The organism is Paenibacillus sp. 1182 (genome assembly GCF_017833915.1).
GTDB classification, from domain to species: domain Bacteria; phylum Bacillota; class Bacilli; order Paenibacillales; family Paenibacillaceae; genus Paenibacillus; species Paenibacillus polymyxa_D.
On record NZ_JAFICR010000011.1, the window covers coordinates 230,195 to 244,767 of the forward strand.

Sequence of the window (14,573 nt, forward strand, 5' to 3'; positions counted from 1 at the left end):
ATGACATAACATGGAAGTTTCAAATGGATATGTGAAGTGTAATAGTCAGAGAAGTCAATCCTTAAAGGAGCGTGAGAAACATGAATCAGACCAATCATAAATCTTATGCCAAAGTGGTAGATAACGGTGTACAAGCCGTTGAAGCAGTAAATGAGTTGCGTAACACAGGCTATCGTTATGAGGATGTGTTCGTGCTCGCTCATGATCAGGATCGGACAGATCGTATTGCCGATACGGTGGATGCCAAGGAAATCGGGATTAAGGAAGAGGGCGTTTTCGATTCATTAGCCAACTTGTTCCGTTCCCGCGGCGATGAGCTTCGCGCTAAAATTACTTCCTTGGGATTTACAGATACGGAAGCTGACTTTTATGAAAAAGAACTGGATCAGGGGAAAGTGCTGGTCATTGCTAAAAAAGCGTGATATCGCTGTTCACTATAAGAGTAGCGTGACATTAGATTCGAAAAAGAGGAAGTTGACCGCAGCACAAGTGTTTCGCGGGTCCTCCAAAAACATAGATAAGGAATGGGGTTCAGCCTCATTCCTTATCTATGTTTTTGGAATGCCTTCTTACGGAAACACTACTACTAATCAACAAGGGTGTTGCCGTTTAAGTAGGTATAGTATAATACATGAGTTACAGATAAGGAGAAGCCAATGAGAATTCTAATTGTTGACGATAACCCGACGAATATCATTATTATTCGTGAGATACTAAAAAAAGAAAATTATCGGGATGTGATCTCTGCTAACTCGGCCGCAGAAATGTTAGAGCATCTGGGAATAGGCGATCGTACCATTAGTCTCAGGCCCCGTCCTTCAGATATTGATCTGGTGCTGCTGGATATGATGATGCCTGAAATGGACGGCATTGAAGCTTGCAGTATTGTGCAGGAATATGAGCATTTAAAAGATATCCCGATTATTATGGTAACGGCTGTAGGTGATTCTAAAAAATTGGCTGAAGCTCTGGATGTGGGAGCCGTCGATTACGTCACGAAGCCGATCAACAAGGTAGAGCTAATGGCGCGAATCCGATCTGCCTTGCGTCTCAAATTGGAGAAGGACTGGCATAAGGATCGGGATCAGCGAATTCAGGATGAGTTGAAGCTGGCCGCGATGGTGCAGCAAGCGGTACTTAGTCCTGCCATTCAGGACCCGGTGCTGCAAGTAAATGCGCTCTATCAGCCTTCCTTTGAACTGGCAGGGGATTTATATTCTTGGTATCCGTTAGGGGAGGGGCGATATGCCATCATTTTGCTGGATATGATGGGACATGGCATTTCTTCTTCGCTGTTCTGCATGTTCATTGCATCTGTACTTAAGGACACGGTGACCACGTATGTGGAGCCTGAGAAGGTCATACAAGAGCTGAATCGTCGTTTTAATCAACTGGATCTGGGCAAACAGCTGGTACAGTATTATTTTACGGCGATTTATATGGTGATTGATACCCGTGCACGGCGAATTGACTATGTAAATGCGGGACATCCTCCCGGTTTGCTGTTCAACCAGGATGGTAGCATTACCAAATTTGACCGTGCATGCAGCCCGGTTGGTTTATTTGATAAGATTGATGCAGAAATGCACACGATTCATTATGAAGGAACAGGGCATATCGCTTTGTATACGGATGGCTTGCTGGAGGCGGTGGAAGGTGAATATGAGGAGCAGTTGGAGTATCTGACTGAGTGTCTGCGTAAATATGAGCAATGGAATGAAGAAGCGATGCTGGATGCTTTTTTTCGTAAAGAGGCGCCACAAGATCGTGATGATGATAAATGCCTGATCTGGATTTCGTTGAAAGAGGGAGAGAGCTTGCATGAAAATCAGAAATAAACTGCTGATTGGCTTTGGATCGCTTATGGCGATCCTCCTTGTGCTGACACTAATCAGCTATGACCGGATGGGGAGCCTGAATGAGCAGTTGAATCAGGTTTATCAGGATCGATATATGAAAGTCCGGAAAACAACAGCTATTCGCGGGCAGGTGAACGATATGGCCAAAGTGATGGCCAATCTGATCTTGAATCCAGGTTCCTCCGTTAGTGAGGCCAAACGCGAGCTGGACGATATTTCGGCTACTGGAACGAAAGTGCTGGCTAGTCTGCAAACGAATTCCGGCACCAGTGAAGAGCAACAGCAGGTTGATCGGGTAGCCGTCGCGTGGAATGAATTTTTAAGTTACGAACAAAGACTGGTCTCTTTGTTGGGGCAAGATCGTATTGATGAGGCTAACGCTTTCCGCAATAGTACTGGTTTGCCTGCCCAAGAGGAGGCGATGGATAGTATTAATGCCCTTGCCGTTTTTCAGGATCGGGAAATTGATAGCGACATGAAGCAAGCCAATTTGGCGTATGAAGAATCTGTGCAGATTACCACAATTCTGATGGCCGCCGGCCTGATCATGGGCTTACTGGTTATTTTGTGGGTGCTCCCAAGTATTGCCAAAGGTCTAAATGTCGTGAATCTCATGATTAATGGTTTTGGCAAGGGAAAGTACAGGGCCATCAGCCGAATGAGTGTTGCCTCCAAAGATGAAATCGGTGAGGTCGCTCGTGTATTTCAACAAATGGCCGGAGACTTGGAAGAAAAGCGGAAATTTGAACATTCCGTCCTTCAAACGCAGAAGGACCAAACTTGGCTTAATGCCAATACTGCTCGAGTGACTGAGTTGTTCCGTGGCGTAAATTCACTGGAGCAGGTTGCTCAGATGTTCATTAGTGAGTTTACGCCCATCTTGGGAGGCAGTTATGGAGCCATCTATTTGCAAGGAAAAGATGTAGAAGACAACCGATTTAAGTTATACGGCTCCTATGCAAAGGTGACTGGCGAAAATTCGATTAGAGACGTTATCCAGGTAGGCGAAGGGTTGCTCGGACAATGTGTTTTGGATCGTAAGCCGATCTTGATTACAGAGGCTCCTGACGGATATTTGTCCATAGGCTCTGCCTTAGGAGAAAGTAAGCCAGTGGGAATTATGATTTTCCCTATTTTGTTCGAAGATGAGTGCATCGGTGCTATAGAAATAGCGTCACTGGATCGCTTCAGTGATCTGGAAACGAAGCTGTTTGCTCAATTAGTAGAGAGCATGGGGATCATTCTGAACAATATCAAGGGACGGATGCGTGTAGAGCAATTGCTGCGCGAGTCCCAGGCACTTACTGAGGAATTGCAATGTCAGTCCGAGGAGCTACAAACTCAGCAAGAGGAACTCAAGCGCTCCAACGAAAATTTGGAGGAGCAAACAGAGGAACTCAAGCGTTCAGAGGAATTGTTACAGCGTCAACAAGAAGAATTGGAGCATTTTAATACTGAACTGATTGCCAAAACCAGAGCGCTAGAAGAACAGGTACGAGAAGTGGAAGAAAAGAACGACGAGATTGAACATGCACGAGCTCAGTTGGAACAACAGGCCATGCAGCTAGGAATCACAAGCAAATACAAATCCGAGTTTTTGGCCAATATGTCTCATGAGCTGCGTACTCCGCTAAATAGCTTGCTCATTCTTTCTCAGCTCTTGTCTGAGAACAAGGAGGGCAATCTCAAGCCGAAGCAGGTGGAATATGCACAAACCATTTATATGTCAGGCGCGGATTTGCTGAAAATGATTGATGAAATTCTGGATTTATCCAAAGTGGACGCTGGAAAAATGGATATTAACCATGAAGCGGTCCACTTGAAGGAACTGGAACTGTTTGTGGAGCAGAATTTTGCTCCGGTCGCAGCCCAACGTGGGCTTCAACTGCATACCGAGATCGAAGAGAACTTGCCAGATGCCATTATCAGTGACGGTTATCGTCTCAAACAAATTTTACGTAATTTGTTGTCCAATGCATTCAAGTTCACCACGGAAGGATCTATTCGTTTCAGTGTATCTCGGGCAAATGGAGAACAGCTTCCGGGTCTGCTAAATCCACGAAGATCCTATCTGGCTCTATCTGTGCATGATACGGGCATTGGGATTGCTTCCGATAAAACGGATCTGATCTTCGAAGCCTTCCAGCAGGTAGACGGTACAACCAGCCGGAAATATGGGGGGACAGGACTAGGTCTGTCAATCAGCCGCGAGCTTTCCAGATTGTTGGGCGGTGTGATTACGGTGGAATCCGAGCAGGGACAGGGCAGTTGCTTCACACTGTATTTGCCGGAACAAACGCCAACGGCTGAGGATATGGATTCTCATTCGAGAGAGGAATTTAATGGCACGGATGTGAATTCGGATTTTGAGAATGTTGCAGCCTCGGCAGAAACGGACCTTCCCATGATTATGCCTGCTAAACAGTTGCCATTATATCAGATGCCTTCGAAAAACAAAGCGGAGGACATTATACATCCAGGGGACGACCGAAACGAGATTACCTCGCAGGATAAAGTGTTGCTGATTGTTGAGGATGATATTAATTTTGCTAATATTTTGTACGATATGGCCCGTAGCCGGGGCTTTAAGGCACTGATCGCTCTCCAAGGAGACGATGGGCTCAACATGGCTCAGTCTTATTTGCCGGACGCTATTATATTAGATATTCAATTACCTGTGATGGATGGCTGGTCCATTTTAGGCGAGCTAAAAGGAAATTCATCGACACGTCATATTCCAGTGCATGTTATTTCAGTCATAGATGATGTGAAGCAGGGCCTAATGATGGGCGCGATTGCCTATCTCAAAAAGCCTTCCTCGAAGGAAAGTCTGGATAAAGCATTTTCACATATAAAATCGTATACAGACCAAATGGTCAAACGTCTTCTTGTGGTTGAAGATGACGATAATCAGCGTAAATCCATTATTGAGCTGATCGATCATGATGATGTTGCCATTACGGCGGTATCGACAGGTCAGGAAGCACTGAATGAGCTGGCCACTCAGCGGTATGACTGCATGGTACTGGATCTGATGCTGAGCGACATGACTGGTTTTGAGCTGCTGGATCGTATTCGAGAGAACGAGCAGCTAGCTGATCTGCCGATCATTATTTATACAGGCAAAGATTTGGATAACAAAGAAGAAACGCAACTTCGCAAATATGCAGAGTCTATTATTATTAAAGATGTTAAATCGCCGGAACGGCTTTTGGACGAAACAACGCTGTTCTTGCATCGTGTAGAGGCGAATCTTCCTGAGGACAAACGCAAAATTTTGCAAAAGCTATACAACAAGGAAGAGCTGTTTGAAGGTAAAAAAATATTGTTGGTAGACGATGATATTCGCAATGTATTTGCTCTGTCCAGTGTGCTGGAAAGCTATCGTATGGATGTTACCTTTGCGGAAAATGGAAGAGAAGCACTGGAACTACTGGAACAGACACCTGATTTTGATCTGGTGCTGATGGATATGATGATGCCGGAAATGGATGGATATGAAGCGATGCGACGTATCCGGCTAATGCCACAATTCGAGAAGATGCCTATTATTGCCCTAACAGCCAAGGCCATGAAGGATGATCGTTCCAAGTGTATTGAGGCAGGCGCTTCCGATTATGTGAAAAAACCGATTCAAACCGAACAACTTTTATCATTAATGCGGGTGTGGTTGTATTCGTAACCCAAAAAAATGGGTAATATAAATCGACACATGATGGGAGCGGCACAGGCAAAACCTATTTAGGAATTGGAGAGAGATTATGACATCTAAGGATATGGCGGATAATGCTGCTAATGAAGTGAAATCGAATGATGCTGAGCGGGAATTGATTGAGATTGAGCTGTTGCTGGAAGGTATACATCGGCTGTACGGCTACGATTTTCGTAACTACGCTCTGCCTTCGATTAAGCGGCGTGTTTATTATCATGCGCAGTCCGAGAATGTAAGCACGATATCAGGACTTCAGGAGAAGGTGCTGCATGATCGCAGCGCCTTCGATAGGCTGGTACAGAGCCTTTCCATTCCGGTGACCGAGATGTTCCGTGACCCGGAGCTGTTTCTGAATTTTAGACAGAAAATCATTCCTATTTTGCGAACGTATCCGTACATTCGAATCTGGCATGCAGGTTGCTCCACGGGTGAGGAAGTATATTCTATGGCGATCTTGCTGCATGAGGAAGGCTTATATGATAAGGCCCGCATTTATGCGACGGATATGAATAACCTGTCTTTACAGCAGGCGAAGGAAGGCGTATATGGGATCGACCGAATGAAGCTGTATACCAAAAATTATTTGGAGTCCGGGGGCACACAATCGTTCTCTGAATATTATACAGCCAAGTATGATTCAGTGATGTTTCATCCTTTTTTACGGAAAAATATTATTTTTGCGGAGCACAACTTAGCGACAGACCGGTCCTTTAACGAGTTCAATGTTATTTTTTGCCGGAATGTCATGATCTATTTTAACGACGAACTTCGCAACCATGTACATGGGTTGTTTTATGATAGCTTGAGTCATTTTGGCGTGTTGGTGCTTGGGGCCAAGGAATCCATACATTTTACCGATTATAGTGATTCCTACGAGCCGCTGGACCGGATAGAAAAAATATACCGGAAGATTAAATAGAGATGCTTAGGAGGATTCCATGGGGCTTCATGAACCGATTCATATATTGCTGGTAGATGACAGACCTGAGAACCTGCTCGCTCTTGAGGCGGTGCTGGAGAGTGAACAATATAATCTGGTAAAGGCCACATCCGGGGAAGAAGCGCTGCGATGTCTATTAAAAGATGAATTTGCACTCGTAGTCCTGGATGTGCAGATGCCGGGTATGGATGGTATTGAGACCGCAAAGCTAATCAAGGCCAGAGAGAAAACGAAGGATATTCCGATTATCTTCATTTCAGCTAACAGCAAGGAAGCGGAGCATTTATTTGCGGGATATTCAGCAGGCGGTATTGATTATATGGTTAAGCCGTTCATCCCTCAAATTCTCAAGTCCAAAATTGAAGGTTTCGTGCAAATGTATCTGACAAATAAGCGTTTGAAGACACAGTCCCATCTGCTTCATCAGAAGACCCAGCAGCTGGAGAAGATGAACAGCGAACTGATTGCCGCCAAGGAGGCAGCGGAGATTGCTGCCAATGCCAAAACGGAATTTCTGGCGATGATGAGCCATGAGATCCGCACACCTATGAACGGCGTCATTGGAATGATTGATTTGCTGATGGAGACGGAGCTGCAAAGCGACCAACAGGAATATGCCGATATCATCCGTCGTAGTGCAGACGCGCTGGTAGCAGTCATTAATGATATTCTGGACTTCACTAAGCTGGAGTCAGGCAAAATGGAGGTAGAGGAATATCCTTTTGATCTGGTTTCCTGTATCAAGGAAGTTTTCAGCCTATTTACGGTAGAAGTGAACCGAAAGAACTTGGAACTGGTTTATTTTCTCGATGAACAGATGCCTCCTGTGTTATATGGAGATATGGGAAGATTGCGTCAAGTGCTGATTAACCTGATATCCAATGCTGTCAAATTTACAGACCGGGGCGGGGTGTATGTCTTCGCATCTGTCAAAGAGCAAAGCGATAATGGACTTACCGTTGAGTTTTCTGTGAAGGATACGGGCATTGGTATTGATCCGGCTAAGGTTGAAAGGTTGTTTCAGCCCTTTTCCCAACTGGATTCTTCAATGACACGTAAATATGGTGGAACCGGGTTAGGACTCGCCATTTGTAAAACCTTAGTGAATATGATGGGCGGAGATATCCGCGTAGATACGAGCGGAGAACAGGGCGTGACGTTTCATTTCACAATGAAGCTTGGCTTTGCTCAGGAAAATGAACTGGAGGGGGAGTCCAGCCACGATTGGGAAATTCCACATCAGGAATCTCCAAGTCGTAGACCTGTACTGGTCGTTGATGATCATCCGATTAACCAGAAGCTGATGGTTAATATACTGGATAAGCTCGGTCTGGCTTCAGATGTGGCAGCAGATGGACAGCAGGCGCTTGATATGGTCACGGCTAATCAGGACTATGACTATATCTTTATGGACTTGCAGATGCCTGTGATGGACGGTCTGGAGTGTACGGGGAGAATGCGTAAACAATTGGTGGGAAGATCCCAACCTGCCATTATCGCCATGACGGCTAATGTGATGGAGGGTATTCAGCCTCGATGTATAGAAGCGGGGATGAACGATTATATTAGTAAGCCCGTTAAAATCAGCAGTGTAAAACAGGCGTTGCTACGGCATTCTCCGGACCATTTTCCAATGCAGCCGGGTAAAGATCAAATCAATGAAGCTTAGATGGTGGCATTTGGTAGTGTTTAAAAAGTTATACCGTGATTCAAACGCTCTTATAATGGGTTAGTATGTAGGGAAATCTTTTTTTGGGAGAGTAGGCCTATGAATACAAATAAAAATGAGAAGTTTAATGCAATTACAGAAACAACCGATGGCGTAAATACCGTTTATCTGAGTGGAGAGTTGGATCTTTCGGTAGCACCTGATTTTCGTCTGGTGATGGAGCCTTTGGTGGGGGAATCCAGCCAAGATTTGATTATTAACTTGAGAGACCTTAAATACATTGACAGCACAGGTATTGGAATCTTGTTATCCATTTTAAAAGCAAGGCATGGGATGGAGTCTCGCTTTGCTGTTCAAGAGGTACCGCCTCAAATTCAAAAGCTATTTGATATGACTGGTATTGCCAAATTCTTTGTCCCCCAGGAGAATTCCCAATAGGAAAGGAAAGAAAAAGAAATGAACGCTCAAATTCAAAAAGTAGTTCTTAATTTGCCGGCAACTGCTGACTTTGTTGATATTGTAAGATTAAATTTATACGGTATTGCCGCGAAAATGGGATTCTCTTATGAGGATATTGAAGACATGAAAGTGGCTGTATCGGAAGCCTGTAATAACTCTGTCCTTTATGCATATGGTCATGAGGGGGGAGTCGTGGAAGTGACATTCGAATTTGATGAAGTTTCGCTGTCCATTCGTGTCAAAGATGAAGGGGAGAGCTTTGAACGCGTGGAGGACCCGTCCCGTATCGCATCCTTGCATGACAAGGAGTTGAATGATGCACAGATAGGCGGATTAGGCTTTTATCTCATGCAGGCGCTTATGGACGATGTCCATATCTTGAATGAGACAGGAAAAGGCACCGAAGTGGTGCTGGTAAAGCGCTTGACCAGAAGTGAGGAAAGAGTATGAATGAAAAGGTAACTCCCCCGGAGTCGATGGATGAAGCCGTTGGTCTAATCTGGGAGTACCAGCAAACCAAGGATAACGAGATTGCTACCGTGCTGATCCGCAAGTATGAGCCGATGGTCAAGATGGCTGCCGGGAAAATCTCCCGTAACCGTCCGGACTTATACGAGGATTTATATCAGACCGGTCAGATGGCTTTGATACGTCTGCTTCAGCAATACGATATCAGCTTGGGTATCCCATTTGAACCGTACGCTATGAAAAGTATGCTGGGACATATGAAAAATTATTTGCGCGACAAATCCTGGTACATCCAGGTTCCTCGCCGCATTAAGGAAAAGGGTGCGCTTGTTCAACATGCTATTGATGAACTGACCGTTAAGTTGGAACGCTCACCCAATGTGGACGAGATTGCGACCTATTTGGATCTAACCGTGGAAGAAACGATCGAGGTGCTTGCTGGTCGTGAGTGCTATCACTATGTTTCACTGGACTCGCCTTTATCCCAGGAAGAGAGTGCAGCTACGTTAGGCGAGCTCATTAGCTCGGATGCTAACGATTATGACACTGTGGAAAAACGAATGGATTTGCAGCAGGCTTTAAGCCAACTGAAGGAGCAGGAACAGAAGGTGCTTCTTCTGGCATTTCAGGACGGTCAATCTCAACGTGCGATTGCCCAGACGTTGGGCGTATCACAGATGAGCGTTTCCCGTATTCAGAAGCGGGCTACGGAAAAGCTGAAGCAGATTATGTCTAATTCCTCTATTTCATGAGAAAAACGCGGAATTCTTGGTTTAACATATTTGATGTCACATCGTAAGGACACGTTATTCCGATTTGGGGAAACGTGTCCTTTTTATAAAGCGAAAAAGGTTGGGAGGAAGGTTGGAATCCATGACAGCATTTGAACAGATTTCTTCCTTTCGTGGAGGATGGGAATGGTGGGACATCAGTGCTGGGAATTGGCAAGATTCGGTCATACAGCACTTGAAGGAGAAGCTCCCAGAAGCCGCAGAATGGCTGGACAAGGTAGAGGACATTCCATCCAGCTTTATATCTGTACGCTTTCCAGATGGCAATCAGCCCTTAATGTACGGGTCGCTGATCTACTCCGTTCAAGAGGAAATCGATAGTCAACGCAATTGCAACAAGTTTTATTTTCTGGTTCTAAACCAGAAGCTGGTGACGTTAAATTTGGATCAAAACACCCGTGAAATTATGCACACCGCGGAACGCCAAAAAATGCTGGAACAGTGTGAGGATGCAGCTGACGGCATGTTTGTATTGGCGAGAGCCGTGCTTCATTATTTTCATACAGGTATGGATAAGTTCGAGATCAACCTGAGAAGACTGGAAGAGGACATGGAGAAAAGAAATGCCCGTACACTGATGGATTCTATATTGAATGCACGTTTCGAGCTGTTGTATTGGAGCAATATGTTCATTCCTTTTTCAGAGCTGGTAACGGCTTCTCGGGAGGCATATTTGGATAAACTGGAGGAGAATCGCTTTTTTAAGCAGTTACTTTACCGTGTGACTCGGATGGAAGGACTTTTCCTGCATTATGAAAAGGAAATCGACACCCTGATCTCTATTGACGAGGCCATTTCCGCTTTTAGGGGCAATGAGATTACGAAGACGCTCACCATTGTGACCGCCGTTTTTACACCTGCCACTGTAGTGGGGGCCATTTGGGGCATGAACTTTGAAAATCTGCCTTGGATTAAAACAGGCTGGGGTTTTACCGCCGTGATTATTGCCACATTGCTAAGTATGGCGGGAATGTACGGCTGGCTGATGATGAAGGGGTGGACAGGAGACTTATTGAAAACTAACAAGCGCAACAAATTGTAGCGGCTGCTTACAGCTGTTATAATTTACAAATAAAAAACGATCCATCGTAACAGGAAGCTCTTTGGGGAGTCTATATCGGTTACGATGGATCGTTTTTAATTGAGATAGGGACAATTACTTAGTACCTTGGCTCATTTTGATATATCCTAATAATTCGGCGATGAAATCTCCGATGACCGGAAGATTTAACTGTACCAGGAAACTGAGCAACCAAGCGAGCAAGGCGAGTATGACCACTGTACCCAGCGTAAGGCCGAGACCACGTGCAATCCCTGCAGTCAGATTGCTCATAATTCTTCTTTTCGTGCTGGAGTAGTTCTCTATAATATCTTTGAATTCTGCTTTTTCCAATGTATCTGCGATTTGATCTAGGCGTTTGTTAAGCCGCTTGACCTCATGGCGAAGTTCAAAAGGATGCTCATTTACATCAAAGTCTCTCTCCGGATCATGTGTTTTAACATGATGATGAGTAGAAGAGGTCTGCTTGGATGAAATCTCATCTGGCTGATCTTGAGCCTGGAGGGGGTGAAAGGTTCTCTTGTTGTTCCGAGCAAGATCATCTCCATAGGAGTTTGGTTTGTTCATTGTCATCCCAGCCTTTCTATCATTTAAAAACAGCCAGCTTCTTGCATGCTGGCTGTTCAGTGTTTGGATATTATTTTGGTTGTAATCGGAATGTGTTCCTATTAGGAATTTGCATTTAATTGTTTTTGAGTGTCCTTGGCTGCTTGAGCGGTTGCATCCATAACTTCTTTATCCGCTTTGGCCGCTTCATTAGCGACATCGGCAGAAGCTTTGGTTACGCTGGATACGATGTTGTCTTTACTCTCGGATACCGTTTTGGCTACATCTGCTGTTTTAGTGGAAACGGTTTTGGCCAAATCTGTCGCTTTGCTGCTAACTACAGATGCGACATCCTTCGTTTTATCGGAGACAACAGTCATTTTTTCGGACAGATCACTACGTAAATCGCGACCCGGCTTTGGAGCGAACAGCAGGGCTGCCGCAGCACCAATCAAACCTCCAATGAATAAACCCTTTGCAAAACCTGAAGTGCTTGCCATATTTTGATTGTCAATGTTACTCATGATATATCACTCCTTTTATAGAATAAAAATATATATAAATGTTAGGTAGCCCTTCTCAATAGCCTGGACGCAAGTCCGAGCAAGAATACGAACAATGCGGTTCCAAGTATGGCTGGAATGACTGCAAAATCTCCGATGACCGGGCCCCAGTCTCCCAACAGCATGACACCTAGCCAAGCTCCTACAAATCCAGCAATCATAGAGCCTGCAATGCCGCCAGGCATTTCATGTCCAGCTAGTGCATCGCCAATCAATCCGATAATAATGGCCATTACAATACTTAGTACAATTCCCCACACAAGGATCGCCTCCCTTATCCTAAGTTCACAAACGATAACGTTTTTGATAAATGCTGAGCTTCGATATTGCTGTGCCTTGCTTACTTCGTATATAAACGTCATGACCCGGAGTGAAACAAAAAGCCGAATCGGACGTTATGGGCGGGGGGGAGAAGAAAGTTGCATTTTCGCTCGCCAATAGATCATAGGAACGGTAAACGCCAGCCAAATGATGCCTGCAATATAACCACCCACAATATCTGTAGGAAAGTGAACTCCTAAATATATACGGCTTAGTCCAATCAATATAATGAGCAGTGCACCAAGAACGCACGGGAGGAAGAGCGAACGCTCACGAATCTTTCGTTCTATAGCCCAGATGGCAAATATCATGCCGTAAAATCCCATGGAAATCATCGCATGACCGCTGGGAAAACTGTAGCCCCCGGCTTCAACCAAATGTTGAAGTGACGGGCGTTCCCGTTGCAGAATTTCTTTAATGAGCGTATTCAGCACCCACATCGCCGTAAAGCTGCTTAGGATCGCAAAGGAATAAGCTTTTGAACGAAGAAAGACCCAGCATAAGGTAGCAGCACCGAGGGCGATAATTAACGACATGCTGAATGAACCGAAAGACGTAATGAATATAGCGATGGTTAGCAATTGGTCATGAGTAGCTGCTGTGTCTGGAAAAATAGCATCCTGTATACGCTCATCCCAATATAGAAAAGGAGCCGTGCCAATCCATTGCACAGAGTAGGCGATGAGAAGCATCACAGCGATCATGATAATAGATGCATACAGACTACGACGCAAATAGCTTGGTAGGAACCGGGATGGTTGGGGTTTATGGGATAGCATATGTAATAAATCTCCTCCTTATGGCTGTAATAGATTTAATTTTTCGTACTATTAACTTAACTAATAATGAACTTAAGAGCAAAACTCGACGGAGACGACAGGCTGATTGAGGCATTTAAGCCCGGGGTAAAGGGATCGTATCACAGTGTTTGTAATGCCAGGGCCGAAAGTGGAATAATCATCACGAAGCAAGGCTGCTTTACGGAACTGTAATCCATGGAGGTGTTAAGGATGATTAAAATAGTGACATCGGCAGAAAGACATACCTCAAATAAAGGATGGATTCATAGTGAGTTTAGCTTTTCATTTGCCGATTATGAAGATCCGAGCAATGCCCATTTTGGTTGTATGCTAGCCCATAATGATAACAAACTTGAACCGCAGCAAGGCTTCAAAAGACATCCGCATCACGATTTGGAAATCGTCACTTATGTAATTGAAGGCCAATTGCATCATAGCGACAGCTTGGGACATGAGCAGGATTTAAAAAGCGGCTCGATTCAGGTTCTGAGTGCAGGCATCGGGATTGAACATGAAGAGCGAAATACTGGGGATGAAAGATCGGTTCGCTTTTTGCAAATGTGGTTTTTACCCGAGAGCCCTGGCATTCAGCCTTCTTATCAGGTGCAAAGATTCAAGCACAGTGAACGCCTAAATCGGCTTCAGCCTGTTGTGTCTGGTTCAGAAGTGGAGGGAACGTTATCCATCGCGCAGGATATAAATCTGTATCTGAGCAGATTGGAAAAAGGCCAGCAGCTTGAATATCCGCAGCAAGAGGAGCGCCGCACCCACATTTATGTAGTTAGCGGTCATGTGGAAGTTACGTGCCAGGATGGAGATTTTCAGTTAGGGCCTGGTGATGCTGCACGAATTCAAAAAAGTTGTGCATTAAAGATACTAGCTACAGGTAATGAGGATATATCTGAACTGGTGTTAGCAGATTTACCTTGAAGCATCCTTGAGTGAAGAAGTGTATGAAAATGCGTATATGCAATCGAAAAATAAAGCTCGTATCCCCGTTGCGCGTCTGTTGAAGCGAGCGGAGGTACGAGCTTTATTTACGGTGACAGGGCCACTGGCATGAAGGCTGTTGCTCATGATGATAGGTTGTAATACAGCTAAGCTGTATTCCTATAGGCTGATTCAGGAGGACTTACGCAATCTACCCAGTTCAGAAACAATAGCTTCAACCTCGGAAATGCTCAGGTTAGGCTTGTTTATCACCATATCATAGACATCATGGATGTCCTCGTATTGCTCCAGCGAGAAAGCGGAAGCTTGCATAGCAGCACCACTCGCCATACGGAGCTTGGTTTTAATGCCCTCAATCATATACTCAATGTTGGCATGAGACGGTACAGACAAATCCATCGTTAATTTTCCATCCTTTCATAACAGGGGAAGTT

The 14,573-nt window shown here is 44.8% G+C and carries 15 protein-coding genes; 10 read left to right on the forward strand and 5 right to left on the reverse strand.

Annotation, left to right across the window (positions count from 1 at the left end):
• The first annotated feature begins 80 nt into the window (after positions 1-80).
• The 9 genes from JOD82_RS21520 to JOD82_RS21560 all read left to right on the forward strand — a co-directional run bounded on the left by JOD82_RS21520 (position 81) and on the right by JOD82_RS21560 (position 10,940).
• Positions 81-422 (forward strand): YflT domain-containing protein, encoded by a 342-nt coding sequence (locus tag JOD82_RS21520; RefSeq protein ID WP_023990277.1) that lies wholly within the window; start codon positions 81-83, stop codon positions 420-422.
• A gap of 234 nt (positions 423-656) precedes the next feature.
• Positions 657-1,838, forward strand: coding sequence for a PP2C family protein-serine/threonine phosphatase (locus JOD82_RS21525; protein ID WP_029517169.1), 1,182 nt, complete (start codon positions 657-659; stop codon positions 1,836-1,838).
• Positions 1,822-5,541 (forward strand): response regulator, encoded by a 3,720-nt coding sequence (locus tag JOD82_RS21530; RefSeq protein ID WP_069011987.1) that lies wholly within the window; start codon positions 1,822-1,824, stop codon positions 5,539-5,541. Before JOD82_RS21525 ends, JOD82_RS21530 begins: the two co-directional genes overlap by 17 nt.
• A gap of 79 nt (positions 5,542-5,620) precedes the next feature.
• On the forward strand, positions 5,621-6,490 hold the full coding sequence (locus JOD82_RS21535; protein ID WP_029517171.1) for a CheR family methyltransferase: 870 nt from the start codon (positions 5,621-5,623) through the stop codon (positions 6,488-6,490).
• 19 nt (positions 6,491-6,509) lie between these two features.
• Complete coding sequence (locus JOD82_RS21540) at positions 6,510-8,180, forward strand: response regulator (protein WP_069011989.1); 1,671 nt, start codon at positions 6,510-6,512, stop codon at positions 8,178-8,180.
• A gap of 99 nt (positions 8,181-8,279) precedes the next feature.
• Positions 8,280-8,618 carry an STAS domain-containing protein gene (locus JOD82_RS21545; protein ID WP_023990272.1) on the forward strand — a complete coding sequence of 113 codons (339 nt, stop codon included), beginning with the start codon at positions 8,280-8,282 and terminating at the stop codon, positions 8,616-8,618.
• An 18-nt stretch (positions 8,619-8,636) separates the two neighbouring features.
• Positions 8,637-9,089 carry an anti-sigma B factor RsbW gene (gene rsbW / locus JOD82_RS21550; RefSeq protein WP_013311930.1) on the forward strand — a complete coding sequence of 151 codons (453 nt, stop codon included), beginning with the start codon at positions 8,637-8,639 and terminating at the stop codon, positions 9,087-9,089.
• Positions 9,086-9,859 carry a sigma-70 family RNA polymerase sigma factor gene (locus JOD82_RS21555; protein WP_013311929.1) on the forward strand — a complete coding sequence of 258 codons (774 nt, stop codon included), beginning with the start codon at positions 9,086-9,088 and terminating at the stop codon, positions 9,857-9,859. Before rsbW ends, JOD82_RS21555 begins: the two co-directional genes overlap by 4 nt.
• 121 nt (positions 9,860-9,980) lie before the next feature.
• The gene (locus JOD82_RS21560) at positions 9,981-10,940 is read left to right on the forward strand and encodes a magnesium transporter CorA family protein (RefSeq protein ID WP_029517173.1); all 960 of its coding nucleotides are present in this window, start codon (positions 9,981-9,983) and stop codon (positions 10,938-10,940) included.
• Positions 10,941-11,054: 114 nt separating this feature from the next.
• On the opposite strand, the gene JOD82_RS21565 is transcribed toward JOD82_RS21560, so the two are convergent.
• From JOD82_RS21565 to JOD82_RS21580, 4 genes are all read right to left on the reverse strand, one after another.
• Positions 11,055-11,531, reverse strand: a complete 477-nt coding sequence (locus JOD82_RS21565) for a DUF5665 domain-containing protein (protein ID WP_049816975.1) — start codon at positions 11,529-11,531, stop codon at positions 11,055-11,057.
• Between the two features lie 95 nt (positions 11,532-11,626).
• Positions 11,627-12,028: a YtxH domain-containing protein gene (locus tag JOD82_RS21570; protein ID WP_029517175.1), complete on the reverse strand. Its 402-nt coding sequence runs from the start codon at positions 12,026-12,028 to the stop codon at positions 11,627-11,629.
• Positions 12,029-12,069: 41 nt separating this feature from the next.
• Complete coding sequence (locus JOD82_RS21575) at positions 12,070-12,327, reverse strand: GlsB/YeaQ/YmgE family stress response membrane protein (RefSeq protein WP_069011991.1); 258 nt, start codon at positions 12,325-12,327, stop codon at positions 12,070-12,072.
• A gap of 135 nt (positions 12,328-12,462) precedes the next feature.
• Positions 12,463-13,167: a phosphatase PAP2 family protein gene (locus JOD82_RS21580; RefSeq protein ID WP_069011993.1), complete on the reverse strand. Its 705-nt coding sequence runs from the start codon at positions 13,165-13,167 to the stop codon at positions 12,463-12,465.
• A gap of 231 nt (positions 13,168-13,398) precedes the next feature.
• Between JOD82_RS21580 and JOD82_RS21585 the strand changes: the two genes are divergently transcribed.
• The gene (locus tag JOD82_RS21585) at positions 13,399-14,118 is read left to right on the forward strand and encodes a pirin family protein (RefSeq protein ID WP_069011995.1); all 720 of its coding nucleotides are present in this window, start codon (positions 13,399-13,401) and stop codon (positions 14,116-14,118) included.
• 192 nt (positions 14,119-14,310) lie between these two features.
• On the opposite strand, the gene JOD82_RS21590 is transcribed toward JOD82_RS21585, so the two are convergent.
• Positions 14,311-14,538, reverse strand: coding sequence for a DUF1128 domain-containing protein (locus JOD82_RS21590; RefSeq protein WP_029517178.1), 228 nt, complete (start codon positions 14,536-14,538; stop codon positions 14,311-14,313).
• Positions 14,539-14,573 lie beyond the last annotated feature (35 nt).

What these genes read in the sequence shown, in the direction of transcription:
- JOD82_RS21585 (WP_069011995.1), top strand. Translation starts at nt 13,399, where the DNA reads ATGATTAAAATAGTGACATCGGCAGAAAGACATACCTCAAATAAAGGA.
- JOD82_RS21580 (WP_069011993.1), bottom strand. Translation starts at nt 13,167, where the DNA reads ATGCTATCCCATAAACCCCAACCATCCCGGTTCCTACCAAGCTATTTG.
- JOD82_RS21545 (WP_023990272.1), top strand. Translation starts at nt 8,280, where the DNA reads ATGAATACAAATAAAAATGAGAAGTTTAATGCAATTACAGAAACAACC.
- JOD82_RS21590 (WP_029517178.1), bottom strand. Translation starts at nt 14,538, where the DNA reads ATGGATTTGTCTGTACCGTCTCATGCCAACATTGAGTATATGATTGAG.
- JOD82_RS21565 (WP_049816975.1), bottom strand. Translation starts at nt 11,531, where the DNA reads ATGACAATGAACAAACCAAACTCCTATGGAGATGATCTTGCTCGGAAC.
- JOD82_RS21535 (WP_029517171.1), top strand. Translation starts at nt 5,621, where the DNA reads ATGACATCTAAGGATATGGCGGATAATGCTGCTAATGAAGTGAAATCG.
- JOD82_RS21525 (WP_029517169.1), top strand. Translation starts at nt 657, where the DNA reads ATGAGAATTCTAATTGTTGACGATAACCCGACGAATATCATTATTATT.
- JOD82_RS21570 (WP_029517175.1), bottom strand. Translation starts at nt 12,028, where the DNA reads ATGAGTAACATTGACAATCAAAATATGGCAAGCACTTCAGGTTTTGCA.
- JOD82_RS21540 (WP_069011989.1), top strand. Translation starts at nt 6,510, where the DNA reads ATGGGGCTTCATGAACCGATTCATATATTGCTGGTAGATGACAGACCT.
- JOD82_RS21530 (WP_069011987.1), top strand. Translation starts at nt 1,822, where the DNA reads ATGAAAATCAGAAATAAACTGCTGATTGGCTTTGGATCGCTTATGGCG.
- JOD82_RS21520 (WP_023990277.1), top strand. Translation starts at nt 81, where the DNA reads ATGAATCAGACCAATCATAAATCTTATGCCAAAGTGGTAGATAACGGT.
- JOD82_RS21560 (WP_029517173.1), top strand. Translation starts at nt 9,981, where the DNA reads ATGACAGCATTTGAACAGATTTCTTCCTTTCGTGGAGGATGGGAATGG.
- rsbW (WP_013311930.1), top strand. Translation starts at nt 8,637, where the DNA reads ATGAACGCTCAAATTCAAAAAGTAGTTCTTAATTTGCCGGCAACTGCT.
- JOD82_RS21555 (WP_013311929.1), top strand. Translation starts at nt 9,086, where the DNA reads ATGAATGAAAAGGTAACTCCCCCGGAGTCGATGGATGAAGCCGTTGGT.